The organism is Streptomyces sp. NPDC102490 (assembly GCF_044765285.1).
In the GTDB taxonomy this organism is placed as follows: Bacteria; Actinomycetota; Actinomycetes; order Streptomycetales; family Streptomycetaceae; genus Streptomyces.
Genome location: NZ_JBIWJU010000002.1, coordinates 462139 through 480752 on the forward strand (window position 1 = coordinate 462139; position 18614 = coordinate 480752).

At 72.4% G+C, this 18614-nt stretch carries 19 protein-coding genes; 13 read left to right on the forward strand and 6 right to left on the reverse strand.

Going from position 1 to position 18614, the window contains the following annotated elements; all coding sequences use genetic code 11:
• The first annotated feature begins 65 nt into the window (after positions 1-65).
• On the forward strand, positions 66-575 hold the full coding sequence (locus ACIRGB_RS05580; RefSeq protein ID WP_403858921.1) for a GbsR/MarR family transcriptional regulator: 510 nt from the start codon (positions 66-68) through the stop codon (positions 573-575).
• A 30-nt stretch (positions 576-605) separates the two neighbouring features.
• On the opposite strand, the gene ACIRGB_RS05585 is transcribed toward ACIRGB_RS05580, so the two are convergent.
• A complete protein-coding gene (locus ACIRGB_RS05585; RefSeq protein ID WP_403858923.1) occupies positions 606-1535 on the reverse strand; it encodes a diacylglycerol kinase family protein in 930 nt (309 codons plus the stop codon).
• Positions 1536-1720: 185 nt separating this feature from the next.
• Between ACIRGB_RS05585 and ACIRGB_RS05590 the strand changes: the two genes are divergently transcribed.
• The 5 genes from ACIRGB_RS05590 to ACIRGB_RS05610 all read left to right on the forward strand — a co-directional run bounded on the left by ACIRGB_RS05590 (position 1721) and on the right by ACIRGB_RS05610 (position 5197).
• Positions 1721-3004, forward strand: a complete 1284-nt coding sequence (locus ACIRGB_RS05590; RefSeq protein ID WP_003975310.1) for an adenylosuccinate synthase — start codon at positions 1721-1723, stop codon at positions 3002-3004.
• Positions 3005-3146: 142 nt separating this feature from the next.
• Entirely contained in the window at positions 3147-3638 is a 492-nt protein-coding gene (locus ACIRGB_RS05595) for a DUF3515 family protein (RefSeq protein ID WP_403858926.1), read from the forward strand.
• A gap of 59 nt (positions 3639-3697) precedes the next feature.
• Positions 3698-3898, forward strand: a complete 201-nt coding sequence (locus tag ACIRGB_RS05600; protein ID WP_403858928.1) for a hypothetical protein — start codon at positions 3698-3700, stop codon at positions 3896-3898.
• 85 nt (positions 3899-3983) lie between these two features.
• Entirely contained in the window at positions 3984-4868 is an 885-nt protein-coding gene (locus tag ACIRGB_RS05605; RefSeq protein WP_403858930.1) for a sigma-70 family RNA polymerase sigma factor, read from the forward strand.
• Positions 4869-4906: 38 nt separating this feature from the next.
• Positions 4907-5197: a hypothetical protein gene (locus ACIRGB_RS05610; protein ID WP_403858932.1), complete on the forward strand. Its 291-nt coding sequence runs from the start codon at positions 4907-4909 to the stop codon at positions 5195-5197.
• A gap of 7 nt (positions 5198-5204) precedes the next feature.
• Here the strand turns inward: ACIRGB_RS05610 and ACIRGB_RS05615 are convergent, their stop codons facing one another.
• From ACIRGB_RS05615 to ACIRGB_RS05625, 3 genes are all read right to left on the reverse strand, one after another.
• Positions 5205-5855 carry a hypothetical protein gene (locus tag ACIRGB_RS05615; protein WP_403858934.1) on the reverse strand — a complete coding sequence of 217 codons (651 nt, stop codon included), beginning with the start codon at positions 5853-5855 and terminating at the stop codon, positions 5205-5207.
• A gap of 117 nt (positions 5856-5972) precedes the next feature.
• A complete protein-coding gene (locus ACIRGB_RS05620; RefSeq protein ID WP_403858936.1) occupies positions 5973-6674 on the reverse strand; it encodes a GntR family transcriptional regulator in 702 nt (233 codons plus the stop codon).
• Positions 6675-6775: 101 nt separating this feature from the next.
• Entirely contained in the window at positions 6776-8131 is a 1356-nt protein-coding gene (locus ACIRGB_RS05625) for an aspartate aminotransferase family protein (protein ID WP_403858938.1), read from the reverse strand.
• Between the two features lie 214 nt (positions 8132-8345).
• On the opposite strand from ACIRGB_RS05625, the gene ACIRGB_RS05630 reads away from it, so the two are divergent.
• Entirely contained in the window at positions 8346-10655 is a 2310-nt protein-coding gene (locus tag ACIRGB_RS05630) for a serine/threonine-protein kinase (protein ID WP_403858940.1), read from the forward strand.
• Positions 10656-10680: 25 nt separating this feature from the next.
• Here the strand turns inward: ACIRGB_RS05630 and ACIRGB_RS05635 are convergent, their stop codons facing one another.
• Positions 10681-11442 carry an SLATT domain-containing protein gene (locus ACIRGB_RS05635; protein ID WP_403858942.1) on the reverse strand — a complete coding sequence of 254 codons (762 nt, stop codon included), beginning with the start codon at positions 11440-11442 and terminating at the stop codon, positions 10681-10683.
• Positions 11443-11712: 270 nt separating this feature from the next.
• Here ACIRGB_RS05635 and ACIRGB_RS05640 point away from each other — a divergent pair, with 270 nt between their 5' ends.
• The 3 genes from ACIRGB_RS05640 (at position 11713) to ACIRGB_RS05650 (ending at position 13394) form a co-directional block, all read left to right on the forward strand.
• Positions 11713-12057 (forward strand): YbaB/EbfC family nucleoid-associated protein, encoded by a 345-nt coding sequence (locus ACIRGB_RS05640; RefSeq protein WP_403858944.1) that lies wholly within the window; start codon positions 11713-11715, stop codon positions 12055-12057.
• An 85-nt stretch (positions 12058-12142) separates the two neighbouring features.
• Complete coding sequence (gene recR, locus ACIRGB_RS05645) at positions 12143-12742, forward strand: recombination mediator RecR (protein ID WP_403858946.1); 600 nt, start codon at positions 12143-12145, stop codon at positions 12740-12742.
• Positions 12735-13394, forward strand: coding sequence for a DUF5063 domain-containing protein (locus ACIRGB_RS05650; RefSeq protein WP_403858948.1), 660 nt, complete (start codon positions 12735-12737; stop codon positions 13392-13394). The genes recR and ACIRGB_RS05650 overlap by 8 nt, the downstream gene beginning before the upstream one ends.
• Here ACIRGB_RS05650 and ACIRGB_RS05655 read toward each other — a convergent pair.
• Positions 13345-14280, reverse strand: a complete 936-nt coding sequence (locus ACIRGB_RS05655) for a LysR family transcriptional regulator (protein WP_403858950.1) — start codon at positions 14278-14280, stop codon at positions 13345-13347. The genes ACIRGB_RS05650 and ACIRGB_RS05655 overlap by 50 nt on opposite strands.
• A gap of 81 nt (positions 14281-14361) precedes the next feature.
• Here ACIRGB_RS05655 and ACIRGB_RS05660 point away from each other — a divergent pair, with 81 nt between their 5' ends.
• The 3 genes from ACIRGB_RS05660 (at position 14362) to ACIRGB_RS05670 (ending at position 18258) form a co-directional block, all read left to right on the forward strand.
• Positions 14362-15588, forward strand: a complete 1227-nt coding sequence (locus tag ACIRGB_RS05660) for an MFS transporter (RefSeq protein ID WP_403858952.1) — start codon at positions 14362-14364, stop codon at positions 15586-15588.
• Positions 15589-15892: 304 nt separating this feature from the next.
• Positions 15893-17170 (forward strand): aspartate kinase, encoded by a 1278-nt coding sequence (locus ACIRGB_RS05665; protein ID WP_031042983.1) that lies wholly within the window; start codon positions 15893-15895, stop codon positions 17168-17170.
• On the forward strand, positions 17170-18258 hold the full coding sequence (locus ACIRGB_RS05670; protein WP_403858954.1) for an aspartate-semialdehyde dehydrogenase: 1089 nt from the start codon (positions 17170-17172) through the stop codon (positions 18256-18258). The genes ACIRGB_RS05665 and ACIRGB_RS05670 overlap by 1 nt, the downstream gene beginning before the upstream one ends.
• Positions 18259-18614: the final 356 nt, after the last annotated feature.

Sequence of the window (18614 nt, forward strand, 5' to 3'; positions counted from 1 at the left end):
AGAAACTTGTGAAGTTAAGAAACCGTCAGGATGGTGAGCGGCGCAGGGTGAGAGATGATCGACGGATGACGAAGGAACGGGCGGAAGCGGCCGAGGCGGGGCGCGACCCCGAGGCGGTGTCCAAGTTCGTGGAGGGTTTCGCGGCCCAGCTGGTCGAGGCCGGGATGCAGCGCATGCCGGCCCGGGTCTTCGCCGCGCTGCTGGCCTCCGACTCCGGTTCGCTGACCTCCGCGGAACTGGGCGAGCGCCTCCAGGTCAGCCCGGCCGCCGTGTCCGGCGCCGTGCGCTACCTCGCGCAGCAGCACATGGTCGCGCGCGAGCGCGAACCCGGCTCCCGCCGGGAGCGCTACCGGGTGCACAGCAACCAGTGGTACGAGGCGCTCACCAACCGCGAGACCATCATCAAGCGCTGGGAGAGCGCGCTGCGCGAGGGCGTCACCAGCCTCGGCGCCGGCACCCCGGCCGGCCGGCGCATGGCCGAGACGCTCGCCTTCTTCGAGTTCGTCGACGGCGAGATCATGGCCATGATGGAACGCTGGCGCGTGCACCGGGAGGAGCGGTTCGGCCGGGGGTGAACGACGGACGATGAACGACGGACGACGCCCCTACCCCGCCGGCAGCGTCAGCCCCCACGCCCCCTCGCGCGCCACCCACGTCCGGGTGCCCACCGGCCCGCACACCACCGCGTCGGCCCGGTAGCGGAAGTGCGCCCCCGACACGGTCACCGTCCGCCCGCTCGCCGTCAGCGGCGCCGCCTGCGCGTCCGCCGGCAGAGGCCGCACCTCCACCACGGCCACCCCGCCGGCGCCCGGCATCACCGTCACCGCCGCCACCGGCCGGTCCAGGTCCACCAGCGTCGTCCCGTCGACCTCCACCCGCAGCCGGGCCGGGCCGGCCGCTCCCGGCGCGACGGCGGTCCGGGCCGGACGCGAGGCCGCCAGCGTCCGGACCAGCGACTGACAGGTCCGCAGCCAGGGACGGACCGGCCCCGGCCCGTCCGGCTCCGTTCCGTGCCCGGCCCCCGCGTGTGTCTCCGCCCGCTCCCGCACCGGCACCGGCACGGGAGGCGGCGGAATCCCCACCGCACCCAGGACCACCCCGTCACTGTCGTCGACGAGCAGGTCAAGGCGCCGTTCCGCGCCGTCGAGCACGGCCCGCGCCGCCGCCACCGCCCCCGTCGGCAGCCCCAGGGACCGGGCGAGGCCGAGCGCCGACCCCACCGGCACCACGGACAGCGCGCAGCCCGCCAGCTCCCGCCGCCGGTGCAGCAGGGCCACCGTCCGCAGCAGCGCGCTGTCGTCGCCGATCACCACCGGGCGCCGCGAGCCGCGCCGCCCGAGCGCCCGCGCGAACTCCTCCGGGCTGTCCGGCAGACACACCTTCGTATGCGCCGCGCCCGCGCTGAGCACGTCTTTCGCGATCCTGACCGACTCCCCGTCCAGCCGTCGGGCGACCGGATCGACGACCACCAGAAGCTGATCGGACCTCGCGGAAGAGTGCGCGGAAGAGCTCATGGAAGTCGCCACCTCGGCCATGCCTCGCTTCCTCGGGTAGCATCTTTGTGCAAGAGCCCCTTGCGCTGTTGCGCCAGGGGCTTCGTCTATTCCGGGGCACCCGGTCCGACGGTTGGCGGCCAACGACGGTCGCGGTGTACGTGGCGGAAACCCGTCGCATACGCCCTCGACCATGGACATGCCCCGCCCGGAAGGGGTGTACGCGCGTGCCCGCACTTGTGCTGCTCGGTGCTCAGTGGGGTGACGAAGGCAAGGGAAAGGCGACGGACCTGCTCGGTGGTTCCGTCGACTATGTGGTGCGCTACCAGGGCGGCAACAACGCCGGCCACACGGTAGTCGTGGGCGACCAGAAGTACGCCCTGCACCTGCTCCCTTCCGGGATTCTCTCCCCCGGCTGCACGCCGGTCATCGGCAACGGCGTCGTCGTCGACCCGTCGGTCCTGTTCTCCGAGCTGAGCGGGCTGAACGAGCGCGGCGTCGACACGTCCAAGCTCCTGATCAGCGGCAACGCTCACATCATCACGCCGTACAACGTCACCGTCGACAAGGTGACGGAACGCTTCCTCGGCAAGCGCAAGATCGGCACCACCGGGCGCGGCATCGGCCCCACCTACGCCGACAAGATCAACCGCGTGGGCATCCGGGTCCAGGACCTCTACGACGAGTCGATCCTCACCCAGAAGGTCGAGGCGGCGCTCGACGTCAAGAACCAGATGCTCACCAAGCTCTACAACCGCCGTGCCATCGCCACCGGCCAGGTCGTCGAGGAGCTGCTGGGCTACGCCGACAAGCTCGCGCCGTACGTCGCCGACACCGTTCTGGTCCTCAACCAGGCGCTCGACGACGACAAGGTGGTCCTCTTCGAGGGCGGCCAGGGCACGCTCCTGGACATCGACCACGGCACGTACCCCTTCGTCACCTCGTCGAACCCGACCGCGGGCGGCGCCTGCACCGGCGCCGGCGTGGGTCCGACGAAGATCAGCCGGGTCATCGGCATCCTCAAGGCGTACACCACCCGCGTCGGCGCGGGACCCTTCCCGACCGAGCTGTTCGACGAGGACGGCGAGGCCCTGCGCCGCATCGGCGGCGAGCGCGGCGTCACCACCGGCCGCGACCGGCGCTGCGGCTGGTTCGACGCGGTGATCGCCCGCTACGCCACCCGCGTCAACGGCCTCACCGACTTCTTCCTCACCAAGCTCGACGTCCTCACCGGCTGGGAGCAGATCCCGGTCTGCGTGGCCTACGAGATCGACGGCAAGCGCGTCGAGGAGCTGCCGTACTCGCAGTCCGACTTCCACCACGCCAAGCCGGTCTACGAGACGCTGCCCGGCTGGAGCGAGGACATCACCAAGGCGAAGTCGTTCTCCGACCTGCCGAAGAACGCCCAGGCGTACGTCAAGGCCCTGGAGGAGATGTCCGGCGCCCCGATCTCCGCGATCGGCGTCGGCCCGGGCCGGGACGAGACGATCGAGATCAACTCGTTCCTGTAGGCACCCCGCGCGCGCCGACGGCCGGGACCCCGCACGGGGCCCCGGCCGTCGGCGTCGGGACGGCGGTTACGCTGGCCGCAGCCGCGGACCCTCATGGCCTTTCGGCGGACGGACAGCACGGACAGCACGGAGCGAGCGGAAGATGCGGAAGCCCACCACCCGGACGTGGATCTGGCTGACCGTGGCGGTCGTCGCCGTGACCGGCGGTGCCTTCTACGTCGACGGCCACCGCGTGTCCGCGGCCCCGCACGCCGACGACCCCAAGTGCGACCGGGTGATCTCCCGCCTCCCGGACGACATACCCGGCGCCTCGCGCGACTGGGCCCTGGGGACCGCGGTCGCCTCCTGGGGCGGCCAGAAGGCGGTGTTCCGCTGCGGCGCCGAAGAGCTGCAGCCCAACGTCAACCTCTGCGTCACCGCCGACGGCGTCGACTGGGTCCTGGACGAGGCCCGGCTCAAGCGCGACGGCGTGAGCGTCCTGCGGACCTACGGCCGCTCACCGGCCGTGGAGTTCACGTACTCCGGTCCGCGCGAGGAGGTGGGCGGCATCCTCACCGCCCTGGACCCGGCCGTGAAGTGGCTCCCGCAGCAGCGCGAGTGCATCGGCCTCGACGACGCCGCCACCGCCCTGTAACCCTTCGTTCGGCCCCCTTGGCCGGGCGCCGGCACGCTCCGTGGTGTCGGATCGGGGGCATGACCGACCGCTCCAGCGCCGCTTCCTGCCAGGGCCCGTACGGCGGCGGGACCGGGCCCGGCGACTGCGGGGACCCGGCGCGCTTCGAGGTCGCCCGGCACCTGCGGGCGCCGCTGCGGGTGTGCCCCGTCCATCTGGGGCCGTCCCTGCTGCTGGCCGACGGGGTGCTGTGGCCGCCGGGGATCACACTGGTGCGCTGAGAGCCCTCGCGGGGCCGGGTTACGCCGGATGGTTGACTTGGGGGCCCCGCCCTCCAGGGCCGGTGGACGCGGAAGGAACCGTACGGTGCCCGGACGACCCGATGACATGGCCCGCCAGTTCGAGCGGGACCGGCCCCGGCTGCGGGCGGTCGCGTACCGGATCCTCGGTTCGCTCGGCGAGGCGGACGACGCGCTCCAAGAGGCCTGGCTGCGGGCCGACCGGGCGGACACCTCCGAGGTGGCCAATCCCTCGGGCTGGCTCACCACGGTCGTGGCGCGGGTCTGCCTCAACCTGCTCCGTGCCCGGGACACCCGCCGCGAGGAGTCGCTGGACGACGGCGCGCGCAGGCAACCGGCTGTCACCGGCGCCGGCGCGGACCCGGCCGAGGAGGTGCAGCTCGCCGACGAGGTCGGGATCGCGCTGCTCATCGTCATGGACACCCTCGGGCCCGCCGAGCGGCTCGCGTTCGTCCTGCACGACATGTTCGACGTGCCCTTCGACGACATCGCCGCCATGCTCGACAAGACTCCCGCCGCCACCCGCCAGCTGGCCAGCCGCGCCCGCCGCCGGGTCCGGGGCGTGCCCGCGCCCGACGCCGACCTGCCGCGCCGGCGCCGCGCGGTCGACGCCTACCTGGCGGCCACCCGTGGCGGCGACTTCGACGCGCTGGTGGCCCTGCTCCACCCGGACGTCGTCCTGCGCGCCGACGCGGCGGTCGTGCCGACGCCCGAGCCCGTCACCGTCAGCGGTGTGGAGCGGGTGGCCAGGGGCGCGATGGCCTCGATGGGCCGGGCCAGGGCCGCCGCCGTCGTTCTCGTCGACGGCCGGGCGGGCCTGGCGACGGCCGAGCACGGCAGGCTGCGCGTCGTGCTCCGCTTCGACTTCGCCGCCGACGGCCGCATCACCGGCATCGACGTGATCGCGGAACCGGCTCGCCTGAACGAACTGGACATCACGGGCATAAGCTGAATGAGTACACGTCGCGTCGGCAGAAGAAGGTGAGTGCGATGCGCGTGCTGCTCAAGGCCACGCTGGACACCGAGAAGGCGAACGAGGTGATCCGCAGCGGCAGGATGGAGGCCCTGATCAAGGAGACCGTCGACCACCTCAAGCCGGAGGCCGCCTACTTCGGCACCCTCGGCGGACGGCGGACCGCCCTGCTGGTCTTCGACATGCAGGACAGCTCGCAGATGCCGCCGATCGGGGAGCCGTTCCTCATGGAACTGAACGCCGAGGTCGACCTCTGCCCGATCATGAACGGCGACGACCTGGCGAAGGGCCTCTCCCAGCTGGGCTGACGGCGCCTCAGCTGAAGACGATCATCGACCCCTGCGCCAGGCTCCGCGTCGCCGCCGCGTGCAGCCCCAGCCACACGTGCCGCTCCCGGGCGAACGGACTGGAGTCGTACGGGGCGGGCACCGCCGGTTCCTCCAGCTCGGTCGGGGCGAGCGGCGGCCGCGGCGGGGCCGGGGGGTTGGCCGGGTCGATGCCGAGAGCCGGGGCGACGGCCTCCAGTTCCCGCAGCAGGGTGTGCGAGGAGCCCAAGGGGCCGCCGCCCGCCAGGAGTTCGTCATTGGAGAGCGGGTGCGGGAAGTCGACCGGGACGTACGCGCCCGCGTGGTCGTAGTGCCAGACCAGGTGGGACTGCTGCGCCGTCGCCTCGAACATCTCCAGCAACTGCTCGTAGTCGCCGCCGAGTTCGTCCACCGGCGTCACCGGGAGGCCGCACACCTGGAGCAGGTGGGCCCGGCGCAGGAAGTGCAGCGCGTCGTAGTCGAAGCCGGCCACCGGCGCGACCTCGCCGGAGAGCCCCGGCATGTACTGGTACACCGGCACCGGCGGCAGCCCTGCCTCGGCCAGCACCTTGTCGTATTGCGCGAGTTCCTCGGCGAACGGGTTGTCCGGCGTGTGGCACAAGACGTCGACGAGAGGTACCAGCCACAGGTCACAGGCCAAAAGAGGGCTCCTCACACAGCACGGTGGATCAGGGCAGCGTAGTCGGTGCGCGCCGGTGCGCGCCCGCGTGCAGGTCCCTTACCCATCCGGGGCCGGACCCGACACGTCCGGCGGTGCTCATCCGGCGGCGAGCCCCTCGATGAGGGCCAGCGAGTGGGTGTTGTACGCGTCGACGAGCGCCCGCGCGCCCGGGACGTCGCGCCGGGCCAGGGCGTCGACCAGTTCGGTGTGCCCGGACCACAGCACGCCGCGCAGTGCGCTGAGCCGGCGCAGGTGCTGCACCGTGCACACCCAGCTCTGCACGCGCAGCCGGTGCAGGAAGTCGCAGAGGTAGGGGTTGCCGAAGAGGGTGGCCAGCTCGCGCCAGTAGCGCAGGTCGTAGCCGATCAGGACGGTCAGGTCCCCGGCCGCGGCGGCGCGCTGGGCCTCCTCGCCGCGCCGGCGGACCCCGGCGAGGGCGGCGGCGATGCGCGGGTCGGCCGGGTCGGGGCCGCCCGGCAGATCCGCGGCGAGGGCCAGGAACATCCCGTCGGTCACGAGGCTGCGGGCCTCGATCATGCCGCGGAAGTCGTCGACCGAGTACGCGTGGACGCGGAAGCCGCGGTGGTGGTCGGCGTCCAGGAGCCCCTGCGCGGACAGGTCGACCAGGGCCTCGCGCACCGGCGTCGCGGAGACCCCGTACTGCTCGGCGATCTCCTTGACCGTGAACTCCTGCCCCGGCTGGAGCCGCCCGGCCAGCACCTCGTCGCGGAGCGCGTCGGCGATCTGCTGCCGCAGGGTGCTGCGCGTGACGGCACCGGTGCCGCTGGGGCCGGGCATGGGCGGGCGTCTCCTCGTCGCGTGCGGGGGCGTACTCGTACACATGTCTACCGCGTACGAGCACGCAACCCTACGCGCTCGGACCCACCGCCCCGTGCCGTCTACTCCGTGTACTCGTCCGCCACGGACAGTGCCGTGTCCAGGACCGCGAGGCCCTCCTTCAGCTCCGCCTCGGAGACGTTGCACGGCGGGACCACGTGGGTCCGGTTCATGTTCACGAACGGCCACACGCCGTGCGCCTTGGCGGAGGCGGCGAACGCGGACATGGGCACGGCCGCCTGCCCGGTCGCGTTGTAGGGCACCAGCGGCTCCCGGGTCTCCCGGTTCCGCACCAGCTCCAGCGCCCAGAACATGCCGGTGCCGCGCACCTCGCCCACGCTCGGGTGGCGCTCGGCCAGCTCCCGCAGCGCCGGTTCCACGACCTCGCCGCCGAGCCGCGCGGCGTGCTCGACGACGCCCTCCTCCGCCATCACGTTCAGCGTGGCGACGGCGGCGGCACAGGCCAGCGGGTGCCCGGAGTACGTCAGTCCGCCGGGGTAGGGCCGCTCGGCGAAGGTCGCGGCGATCTCGCCGGAGATCGCGACGCCGCCCAGCGGCACATAGCCGGAGTTCACGCCCTTGGCGAAGGTCATCAGGTCGGGGACGACGTCGTACAGGTCGGCCGCGAACCAGGTGCCGGTGCGTCCGAAACCGGCCATGACCTCGTCGAGCACGAAGACGATGCCGTACTTGTCGCAGAGCGCGCGCACCCCGGCCAGGTAACCGGCCGGCGGCATCATGATCCCCGCGGTGCCCGGGATCGTCTCCAGGATGATCGCGGCGATCGTCCCCGGGCCCTCGAAGGCGATCGTCGTCTCCAGGTGCTCCAGCGCCCGGGCGCACTCCTGCTCCTCGGTCTCGGCGTAGAAGCGCGAGCGGTACAGGAACGGCGCCCAGAAGCGCACGACACCGGCCGTGCCGCTGTCGGAGGCCCAGCGGCGCGGGTCACCGGTGACGTTGACCGCCTGCTGGGTGCCGCCGTGGTACGAGCGGTAGGCGGAGAGCACCTTGGGGCGGCCGGTGTGCAGCCGGGCCATGCGCAGGGCGTGCTCGACGGCGTCGGCGCCGCCGTTGGTGAAGAAGATCTTGTCCAGGTCGCCGGGCGTGCGCTCGGCGATCAGCCGCGCGGCCTCCGAGCGCGCCTCGACGGCGAACGCGGGCGCGAACGTCGTCATCCTCGCCGCCTGCTCCTGGATCGCGGCGACGACCTTGGGGTGCTGGTAGCCGATGTTGGTGTAGACGAGTCCGCTGGAGAAGTCGAGGTAGCGCTTGCCTTCGTAGTCCCAGAAGTACGACCCCTCGGCGCGGGCGACGGCGAGCGGGTCGATCAGCTCTTGCGCTGACCAGGAGTGGAAGACGTGCGCGCGGTCCGCGGCCTTCACGGCGGCGCCGGCCTGGGGATTCGGCTGAGGGGTCATGCGGCCGAGGGTAGATGTCCGCGATGCGGAAACGGAATCGGCGTCCTGTCTGCGGTCGGGGGCTTTCCACGACAGGGTGTCGACGCGTCGTCGCCGCGTTGTCGACGCGGGGGAGCGGCTCCGTTACGGAACCGTGGACAAGCGGCGACTCACCGCGGGGCCGCTCCGCACTATCCTCGCCCTGTTGCTCACGTTCGGGGGAAGGCGGCGCAGCATGCGGAGTCTGGGGGACGGGGACCCACCACACATCGGGGTCTATCGGCTCTTGGGCCGGCTGGGCGCGGGCGGCATGGGCCACGTCTATCTGGCCCGCTCGGACCGCGGGCGCACGGTCGCCGTGAAGCTGGTGCGCGCGGAGTTGGCCGCGCTGGAGGAGTTCCGCGAGCGGTTCCGGCAGGAGGTCGAGTCCGCGCGCCGGGTCGGCGGGTACTGGACGGCGCCCGTACTGGACGCGGACACCGAGGCCGCCGTGCCGTGGGTGGCCACCGGGTACGTCGCGGGGCCCAGCCTCCAGCAGGTCGTCGGGCACGACCACGGCGCGCTGCCGGAACGCTCGGTCCGCACGCTGGGCGCCGGTCTGGCGCACGCGCTCCAGGACATCCACGCCGCCGGGATCATCCACCGCGACCTCAAGCCGTCCAACATCCTGGTCACCATCGACGGCCCCCGCGTCATCGACTTCGGCATCGCCCGCGCCTTGCAGACGGTGTCCGACGGCGGCCTCACCCGCACCGGCGCGCTCGTCGGCTCGCCCGGCTTCATGGCGCCCGAGCAGGTGCGCGGCGACCGTGTCACGCCCGCGTGCGACGTCTTCTGCCTCGGCTCGGTCCTCGCCTACGCGGCCACGGGTCGGCTGCCCTTCGGCGCCGCGAACAGCGGCGTGCACGCCCTGATGTTCCGCATCGCGCAGGAGGAGCCCGACCTGGAGGGCGTGCCCGAGGGCATCGCCGACCTCGTACGCGACTGCCTGCGGAAGGACCCCGCCGCGCGGCCGGGTCTCGCCGAGGTCCTGGAGCGCACGGGCGCGCAGGACACGGTCACCTACGGCCGCTCCCGCGACCCATGGCTGCCCAGCGCCCTGGTGGCCCAACTCGGCCGCCACGCGATCCGCCTACTGGACACGGAAAACCCGGAATCCCCGGACCCCGCGAGCACCCCGCAACCGCAGGGCGCGGCCGGGGCCGCGGCGGCGGGCTCCGGTGCGGCGGGAGCCGGGGGTGTGGGCTCGGGTGCGGCGGGATCCGGCGGTGTGGGGCCCCGCGGTGCGGTGTCCGGCGGCGCGGACCCCGGTGGTGCGGGCACTGGTGGTGCAGTGTCCGACGGTGGGCGGCCCGGCGGCGCGGGCCCTGGTGGTGCGGGGCATCACGGCGCGGCCCCCGGTGGTGCGTGGCATGACGGTGTGGTGCCCGGTGGTGCGGCGCCCGGTAGTGCCGGGCCTGACGGTACGGGCCCGAGCGATGAGAGCCCGAGCGGTGGGGGCCCCGGCGGCGCGGGGCCCGGTAGTGCGGGCCTCGGCGCCGTGGCTGCTGCTTCGGGCGGCGACCCGGCGTCCGGTGGCCCGGGCTCCGGTGGTTTCGCGTCCGGTGGCCCTGGCCCCGGCTCCGGTGGTTGCGGCTCCGGTGGTTCCGCGTCCCGCGGTCCCGGGCCCGAGGACCCCAGGGCCGGCGGCTCCGCGTTCGACGGGCCGCCGCCCCCGCGTGAGCCGGGGAGTGGCGGGGGGACTCCGGTGGACCACCTGCCCACCCTGGTCGCGGGTCAGCATCCGCCGACGCCTCCGCCCACGGCCCACGGTCACACCGGGCCGCCCGTCCCCGGGTGCGCCCCGGCCCCGGGCTGGCACGCCTCGCAGCCCGGGTACCAGCATCCGTACGGCGGCGGTCTCGGACCCACCCCGCCCCAGGGGCCACCGCCCCCGTACGGGCCGCCGTACGGGCCGCCGCACGAGCCGGTCAGGACCGCCCGTTCCACCGCGCTGCTGATCGTCGTCGCCCTGGTCGTCGCGCTGGGCGCGGGCGGCACGGTCTACGCCCTGATGCGCGGGGACGGCGACGACCGGGCGGGCGGCGACCCCACGCCCGCGCAGTCCACCGGCGCGCCGCGGGACCCGGGGTCGGGCTCACCGACGGCGGGCCGGTCGCCCTCGACCGGTTCGACCGCCCCGGCCGCCGACGAGGGCACCGTCCCGACCGGCTACGTGGGCGACTGGGCGACCACCATCGACAACGCCTCCGGCACGCACCCCCGGAAGCTGACCATCGCGCAGGGCGAGGTCGGCGACACGGTGATGACCCTCGTGGCGGACGGGCCGACGGACACCGGCACCTACCACTGCGTGTTCGACGCCGCCCTCACCGCGGAGCCGGGCGCCGACGGACCGCTGCGGCTCGGCCCGTCCCAGGTCAGGACCGGCCCCTCCGGCAGCTGCGCCCCGGGCGGGTCCACCACGGTCACCCTGCTGCCCGACGGCAGCCTGGAACGCACCAACGACGACACCGGCGAGGCCCTGGTCTACACCCGCCAGTGACGGGACCTGATCCCGCTACCGGTGGTCACCGGGGCTCCGGCGGGCGCTGGCGGGGCATGTTCGGACGCGTGCCGTTCTGCGGGGGGACGGCGAAGCGCCCGGTGCCCCCCGCGCCCCCGCTCTCCGGCCGGGGCCCGTCGGCCGCCGCCGCGGCGTGCGGCCCCAGCGGCGCAGGACCCGGGCGGAAGCCCACCATCCAGTCCGCCGTCTCCGCCCGCACCAGCTCCGCCACGTCCTCCGAGAACCGCCGCAGCACCAGCAGGCACCGCTCCGCCGCCTCGCTCGCCGTGCCGTCCGCCGGCCCCAGCACCTCACGCACGCTCTCCGACGCCCAGTCGAACTGGAGCGCCTGGAGCCGCCGCTGCACCGCCTGTGCCGTGGCCACGTCCCGCATCCACCCGGACGTGACCCCGAAGTACCGGTCGCCCACCACACACGCCACCGCCCACAGCAGCGCCAGATACCCCCAGGGCGCGACCCCGCCCACCGCCCCGGACACGTCGAGCAGCGGCAGCGCCGCCCCGGCGGCCGCCCCCACCGCGGCCCCGCCCCGCAGCAGCACGGCGGCCCGCCGCTTCCACACCCGGTCCGCGAGATACCAGGCCGCCGTGTCCAGCGCGCCCCGCTCCACCCACCGGTACAGCTCGTCCAGCCGCTCGGCGGGCAGCGCCCAGTCGCCGAGGGGAAACGCCCGCCCGGTCAGGTCGCCCGGCCGCGTCCCGGCCGCCCCCTCGCCGCCTCCACCGTCCCGCGCCGGCCCCTCGGGCTGCATCTCCGGCTGACCCACCCGGCACTCCCTACTGCTCGCCACTGCTCGCCGTACCGCTCGCCGTCCGCGAGGACTCATACGCCGGAACCCTGCGCCGGAACCCTTCCTACCGCCCAATGGGTGGCGAAGAGCCCGGTTCCGCCGGTTTTCCGCCCGGAAGAGGGCGTTGATCAGGTATAGGGCTCCCGCCGTATCACTCGAAAGAGTGCTGGGGCGAGGGCCGCCCGGACCACGTAGGCTCGTGCCGAACGGCAAAACCTTCGTGACCGGACTTGATGGGAGCTGAACGTGATCCCCGGTGGTGGCCAGCCCAACATGCAGCAGCTGCTCCAGCAGGCCCAGAAGATGCAGCAGGACCTGGCGAAGGCCCAGGAGGAACTGGCGCAGACCGAGGTCGACGGCCAGGCGGGCGGCGGCCTGGTGAAGGCGACGGTCACCGGCTCCGGCGAGCTGCGCGGCCTGAAGATCGACCCGAAGGCGGTGGACCCCGAGGACACCGAGACCCTCGCCGACCTCATCGTCGCGGCCGTCCAGGCGGCCAACGAGAACGCGCAGAACCTCCAGCAGCAGAAGCTCGGCCCGCTCGCCCAGGGGCTGGGCGGCGGCAGCGGCATCCCCGGCCTGCCGTTCTGAACCGTCTCCCCGGTTCGCCTTTCTCAGACCGGCCGGAGCCATCTACCGTACGTAGTGCACGAACCTCAGGAAGGACGGCAGTCCGTTGTACGAAGGCGTGGTCCAGGACCTCATCGACGAACTCGGGCGGCTGCCCGGCGTCGGTCCCAAGAGCGCGCAGCGGATCGCCTTCCACGTCCTGCAGGCCGAGCCGACCGACGTACGGCGGCTCGCCCAGGCCCTCATGGAAGTGAAGGCCAAGGTCCGCTTCTGCGCGACCTGCGGGAACATCGCGCAGGAGGAGCAGTGCACCATCTGCCGCGACACCCGGCGTGATCCTTCCGTCATCTGCGTGGTGGAGGAACCGAAGGACGTCGTCGCCATCGAGCGCACCCGCGAGTTCCGCGGGCACTACCACGTGCTCGGCGGCGCGATCAGCCCGATCGACGGGGTCGGCCCCGACGACCTCCGCATCCGTGAGCTGCTGGCCCGCCTGGCGGACGGCACGGTCACGGAACTGATCCTGGCCACGGACCCGAATCTGGAGGGCGAGGCCACGGCCACGTACCTCGCCCGCATGATCAAGCCCATGGGCCTCAAGGTCACCCGCCTGGCCAGCGGCCTCCCGGTGGGCGGCGACCTGGAATACGCGGACGAGGTGACCCTCGGACGCGCCTTCGAGGGGAGACGACTCCTAGATGTCTGACGCCACGCTGCACGCGACCAACCAGAACCCGGACGACTTCGCGGTCCAGATCGCCGACCAGATCGAGAGCTTCCTGGTGGCCGTCACCGAGGTGGCGAAGGGCGACGAGCCCGACTCGGCCGTCCCCTTCCTCCTCCTGGAGGTCTCCCAGCTGATGCTGGCCGGGGGCCGCCTGGGCGCCCACGAGGACATCGTCCCCGACGAGCGCTACGAGCCCGACCCGGGCCCGGAGCAGGACGTGGACCTGCTCCGCGAGAACCTGGCCCGCATCCTCGACCCGATCGACGTGTACTCCGAGGTCTTCGACCCCTACGAGCCGCGCAAGGCCCCGGTCCCGGCCCGTATCTCCGACGACCTCACGGACGTCATCACCGACCTCCGCCACGGCATGGTCCACTACAAGGCCGGCCGCACCACGGAGGCCCTGTGGTGGTGGCAGTTCTCCTACTTCTCCAACTGGGGCTCCACCGCCTCCGCGACCCTGCGCGCCCTCCAGTCGGTCGTCGCCCACGTCCGCCTGAACCAGCCCCTGGCGGAGCTGGACGGCCTCGACACCGACCAAGACCTCGGCGACGACGCCCTGGAGTCGGAGGCCGGCCGCGTCATGATCCAGGAGATCGCCCGCCCGCTGGGGCTGCGCCCGGTGAAGTAGCGGCGCCCTGCGGGGCGTCCGGGACGTCGATCAGACGGAGGAAGGCGGTCGCCGCGGGCGGGCGGCTGCCGGACGGCCAGACGACGTACTCGACGCGGGCCGGTGCATCGACGACCTCGAGTGTGGTCACGCCGCTGAGCTGGGGCACGTACGCGGAGGGCAGCATCGCCACGCCGAGGCCCTGTCCGACCAGCCGTGCCAGGAATTGCGTGTTCGTCACTTCGAAGGCGACGTCACGGCTGAGGCCGGCGGCGGAGAAGGCCAGATCGGACTGGGCACGGCCCGCGGTCTTCGCCGGCAGGTCCACGAACACCTCCTCGGCGAGCCGGCGCAGATCGACCGGCCCCCCGCCGGCGAGCGGGTGATCGGGGGAGACCACGGCGACGAGCCGGTCACGCCCGAGCACGTGGGCCTCGACCCCCTTGGGGCGCGCGGTGGTCGGAAGCCCGACGAAGGCCACCTGGACGTCCCCCTCCTTGACCCGTTCGACGAGTTCCTCGCTGGCGCCCACGCGCAGGCTGACGCGCACCTTGGGACACCGTCGGCGGAAGTCGCGCAGGGCGCGCGGGATGTCGACGGCGGCGACCGACGAGATCACGCCGACGCGGAGCTGCCCGCGGACTTCCCCGACGGCGGCGGCGACCTCGTCGGCCGCGCGCTCGGCGGCCGCCAGGCACTGGCGGGCCGCCGGCAAAAACGCCTCCCCGGCCGGCGTCAGCCGCACCCGGCGGGTGGTGCGCTCGAAGAGCTTGGCACCCAGCTCCTGTTCCAGCCGCGCGACCTGGTGGCTGAGGGCGGACTGCACGACGTGACACCGCTCGGCGGCCCGGGTGAAGCTCATGGTCTCGGCGACCGCGAGCACGTAGCGCATCTGCTGGAGCTCCATGAGATCCATCGTGGATCGCGATAAACGGGATGACAAACATGTGTTGGACTCATTGATCGGGCGGGAGAAGACTCCGTTGCCATGTCCGCACACGTGCAAGAGACCTCGTCCTCGTCGCTGAAGGGATGGCTGGGTGTCGCCGCCATCACGGCCAGTCTCTTCGTCTTCCTGACCACGGAGCTGATGCCCGTGGGCCTGCTCACTCCCTTGAGCGAGAGCCTGGGCATCTCCGTCGGCGTCGCCGGCCTCATGGTCACCGCCCAGGGCGTCGCGGCCGGCCTCGGCGTACCGTTCATCGTCGCCTGGACCAGGCGCGTCGACCGGCGCCCGCTGCTCACCACGCTGCTCGCGGTGCTCGCCCTGGGAAACCTCGTCACCGCCGTCTCCCCGAACTACGCGCTGATCCTCGCCACCCGGCTCTGCATGGGCTTCGCCAGCGGGGTCTTCTGGGCCATCGGCGTGAGCATGGCCATGCGGATGGTGCCCGAACGGCACGCGAACCGGGCCGCCGCGGTGGTGATGTCCGGCATCTCCATAGCCACCGTCGTCGGCATCCCGCTCGGCACCGTCATCGAGGCGCAGACCGACTGGCGGACCACCTTCGGCATCTGGGCCGGCCTCAGCGTGCTGGTCTTCGCCGCGGTCGCCGCCCTCGTCCCGTCGATGCCCTCGCGGAACGCGGTGTCCGTCCGCGAGGTCTTCGGCCTGCCGGCCAGGAACGGGCAGCTGCGCACCGTGCTGTTCATCGTCGTCTTCTTCGTGCTCGGACACTTCGGTGCCTACACGTTCGTGCGTCCCTACCTGGAGGACGCCGCCGACGCCTCGTCCGCCTTCGTCACCACCGTCCTGATCATCTTCGGCGTCGGCGGCGCGGTCGGGAACCTCGTCGCCGGCCACACGGTGAACAAGAACCTGCGCGGCACCTTCGTCATCGGCCTCACCGGGCTCCTGGCGGCCCTGTTGCTGCTGCGCTTCGTCGGGACCGGGGAACTCGGCGCCGTCGTCGCGCTGGTCCTGTGGGGACTCTCCTTCGGCGCCGTGCAGCTGTCCCAGATCAACATGACGCTCGCCTCCGCGCCCGACACCTTCGAGGCCGCCATGTCGCTCAACACCATGGCGTACAACACCTGCATCGCACTCGGCGCGCTCTTCGGCGGTCTGTTCGTCGACCACGTTGGCGTCACCAGCGTCATCTGGTTCGGCGTTGTCCTGGCCGCGGCCTCGCTGCTGCTGCGCCTCACCACCGGCCGGGAGACGAAGATCCCGGCCGACGCGCCCGAGGACGACCTCGCCCCCACAGCCCGATGAGACGCGCCTGCATTGCCGACGTGGCCGTTCACCCCGAGCACCAGGGGCGCGGGCTCGGCTTCCTCCGCATGACCCCAAGAGCCGGCGGACTGGGTTTCCACACGGCCGGAAGCCACTTGTGAACGTGTGACACGCCGCACTTTCCCGAGTGACCCGCGTCGCCCTGGGCATGAGCCAGCCTGAGCGAGTACCCGGGTCTCACCATGCGATACCGCAGGGGGGAAATCCGGACGCTCGGTAAAATGAGCCGACCGCAGTACATATACGTACGTGCGGAAACAGACGGATTGAGCGAGGAGCGCACGTGGGCCTTGTCGTGCAGAAGTACGGAGGCTCCTCCGTAGCCGATGCCGAGGGCATCAAGCGCGTCGCCAAGCGGATCGTGGAAGCGAAGAAGAACGGCAACCAGGTGGTCGCCGTCGTTTCCGCGATGGGCGACACGACGGACGAGCTGATCGATCTCGCCGAGCAGGTATCCCCGATCCCTGCCGGGCGCGAACTCGACATGCTGCTGACCGCCGGAGAGCGCATCTCCATGGCGCTGCTGGCCATGGCGATCAAAAACCTGGGGCACGAGGCCCAGTCGTTCACCGGCAGCCAGGCCGGAGTCATCACCGACTCGGTCCACAACAAGGCCCGGATCATCGACGTCACGCCGGGTCGCATCCGCACCTCGGTGGACGAGGGCAACGTCGCCATCGTGGCCGGCTTCCAGGGCGTCAGCCAGGACAGCAAGGACATCACCACGCTGGGCCGCGGCGGGTCCGACACCACGGCCGTCGCCCTCGCCGCCGCGCTCGACGCGGACGTCTGCGAGATCTACACGGACGTCGACGGCGTGTTCACCGCCGACCCGCGCGTGGTGCCGAAGGCGAAGAAGATCGACTGGATCTCCTTCGAGGACATGCTGGAGCTCGCTGCCTCCGGCTCCAAGGTGCTGCTCCACCGTTGCGTGGAGTACGCCCGCCGGTACAACATCCCGATCCACGTGCGGTCCAGCTTCAGCGGACTGCAGGGCACGTGGGTGAGCAGCGAGCCGATCAAGCAAGGGGAAAAGCACGTGGAGCAGGCCCTCATCTCCGGAGTCGCGCACGACACCTCCGAGGCCAAGGTCACGGTCGTCGGGGTGCCCGACAAGCCGGGCGAGGCGGCCGCGATCTTCCGCGCCATCGCCGACGCCCAGGTCAACATCGACATGGTCGTGCAGAACGTGTCCGCCGCCTCCACCGGCCTGACGGACATCTCGTTCACGCTCCCCAAGAGCGAGGGCCGCAAGGCCATCGACGCGCTGGAGAAGAACCGCCCGGGCATCGGCTTCGACTCGCTGCGCTACGACGACCAGATCGGCAAGATCTCCCTGGTCGGCGCGGGGATGAAGAGCAACCCCGGCGTCACCGCCGACTTCTTCACCGCGCTCTCCGACGCCGGCGTGAACATCGAGCTGATCTCGACCTCCGAGATCCGCATCTCGGTCGTCACCCGCAAGGACGACGTGAACGAGGCCGTGCGCGCCGTGCACACCGCCTTCGGGCTCGACTCCGACCGCGACGAGGCCGTCGTCTACGGGGGCACCGGACGCTGATGTCCGCCGCCCGAGACACCGACCCGGGCGGCGGCCGTACCGGCAGGCCCGCGCTCGCCGTCGTGGGCGCGACCGGCGCCGTCGGCTCGGTCATGCTCCAGATCCTGTCCCAGCACGCGGACGTCTGGGGCGACATCCGCCTGATCGCCTCCCCCCGCTCGGCCGGCCGCAAGCTGGCCGTGCGCGGGGAGGAGGTCGAGGTCGTCGCGCTGAGCGAAGAGGCCTTCGACGGGATCGACGTCGCCATGTTCGACGTGCCCGACGAGGTCTCCGCGCAGTGGGCGCCGATCGCCGCCGCCAAGGGCGTGGTGGTGGTCGACAACTCCGGCGCGTTCCGGATGGACCCGGACGTGCCGCTCGTCGTGCCCGAGGTCAATCCGCACGCGGTGCGGATGCGGCCGCGCGGCATCGTCGCCAACCCGAACTGCACGACGCTGTCCATGATCGTGGCGCTGGGCGCGCTGCACGCCGAGTTCGGGCTGCGCGAGCTGGTCGTCTCCTCGTACCAGGCGGTCAGCGGGGCCGGGCGGGACGGGGTGGACACGCTGCGCCGCCAGCTGTCGCTGGTGGCCGGGACGGAGCTGGGGACGCACCCCGGTGACGTACGGCGGGCCGTCGGCGACGACACCGGGCCCTTCCCGGAGCCGGTCGCGCTGAACGTCGTGCCGTGGGCCGGGTCGCTGCGGGAGGACGGCTGGTCGTCGGAGGAGATGAAGGTGCGGGACGAGTCCCGCAAGATCCTCGGACTGCCCCGGCTGCCGGTCGCCGTGACCTGCGTACGGGTCCCCGTGGTGACCACGCATTCCCTGACCGTGCACGCCCGCTTCGAGAGCGACGTCACCGTCGAGGGGGCCCGGGAGATCCTGGCCACCGCGCCGGGCGTGGTCCTCTTCGACAACCCGGCCGCGGGGGAGTTCCCGACGCCCGCCGACGCGGTCGGCACCGACCCGACCTGGGTCGGCCGGGTGCGCCGGGCCCTGGACGATCCGACCGCGCTCGAACTCTTCGTGTGCGGGGACAATCTGCGCAAGGGCGCCGCCCTGAACACCGCGCAGATCGCCGAACTGGTGGCGGCCGAGTTCGGCTGAAGCGGCATCAGCTGGGCAAAGCCCTCCGGGCGCTGTGGGTTTCGTTTGTAGAATCCCTGCACGAGATGTGATCCGGAAGTTGGTCCGGACTACTTGTACCGGGCACCCGTGCCATCAGAGGATTTCCTCCCCGCCCTCCGCAACCGCGCGAGCGGCGGGGAGCGTCTTTGCGGTCACCCATTCAGGGCGCGGGGCGTGGTTCGGCGCGGGGGCGCCGAGGACGGGCGTGGGGACGCCCGTTCACACGGACACAGGGGAAGAGCGGACGATGAGGGCCTATGACGCACCGTCAGCCGGGTGGCCGCCCAGACGGCTGTCCGACGGACACCGGAACGTGACGCCCGGCACGTACAACC